Source organism: Metabacillus arenae (genome assembly GCF_014773385.1).
GTDB classification, from domain to species: Bacteria; Bacillota; Bacilli; order Bacillales; family Bacillaceae; genus Metabacillus_D; species Metabacillus_D arenae.
Genome location: NZ_JACXAI010000086.1, coordinates 1 through 1,076, shown reverse-complemented (window position 1 = coordinate 1,076; position 1,076 = coordinate 1). Strand labels below are relative to the sequence as shown.

Sequence of the window (1,076 nt, the reverse complement as noted above, 5' to 3'; positions counted from 1 at the left end):
CTCCTCTTTTGTGTATTGTTCTGACCTTTTTATGGTAACGCTTCCCCTTTTTGTTTGGGGTCTCTCGTAATCTTATGTCTCGTTTTTTAAATGCCTCGTAGTCCCTTTAGAGCTTCTACAACCGGTTTACCAAGAGCTTGTTGAAGGTAGGCCATGTTGTTACGTGTGGCTTCTGCTGCACTGGCTTTTAGCTTCTCTACAAAGTATTTCGGTGGTTGACTGTTCTTTTTACTTTCCGTTCTTTCAAGTCCTTGCTTGAGCTGCCCTTGAAGGGTTTTGATCTCTAGTTTATCTTTGAATGCCACCATGACATCAATAAATTTATCAAGCCCTTTTTCGCTCCAACTTCGTCCATGTTTTAAACGCTTAGCGAAGACACTCATCATTCCCTCCGCGCTTCCCATCGGACGGAAATTCTTTGTATCAATCCCTTTCTTATTAAGTTTTTTCCGATAATCGTCAAGCGCTTCCGGATACTGTGAAAGCTGGTCAATTAGTTTCTCTAAACGTTCTTCTTTCTTCTCATGACCCACCGTTCCTACGGCGCTGTTCAATTCTATCATGAAACCTTCCACATCATAGGCTGCGAGCTTCTTGCGAATAGCTCGATACCTAGGGTGATTCCGAAAGATTCGTTGAACTTCTCGGGCAATGTGGAAGCGATCAATGACGAACGTGGCATTATGTTGAAAATAGTCTCGACAAGCCGTAATCCAATTGGCTCCGTCCCCGTTAATCACTAGGTGATGCTTGGTTGGATCATACTCGTATGTCTCCATTAAAAACTGTTCAAAATCTTCCCAAAATGGCCGTGTGCCTTCATGGATAAAGTGACGTTTTTCCACCAGTTTCGTTCGTTTGCCGTTGACCTCCCACCCTTGATGAACACCGGCCATTTTTATCTCTCTGCCTTTCCTCTTTTTCTCTTGACTCTTCGTGTATAGACCATCCACTTCAACGAATAACACATGTTGTTCTAAAACAATAGGTTCCGCTGAAACGATCTCTGTGTTCAAAAGCTGTTGGCGAATTCCTTCATGGCTGATGACGGGATAGCCTAAAAGTTTTTCTAGTGC

At 43.2% G+C, this 1,076-nt stretch carries 1 protein-coding gene; it reads right to left on the bottom strand.

Annotation, left to right across the window (positions count from 1 at the left end; all coding sequences use genetic code 11):
• Window positions 1-86: 86 nt before the first annotated feature.
• On the bottom strand, window positions 87-1,076 hold a 990-nt coding region (locus IC621_RS26255; RefSeq protein ID WP_191162981.1), incomplete at its 5' end, for an ISLre2 family transposase.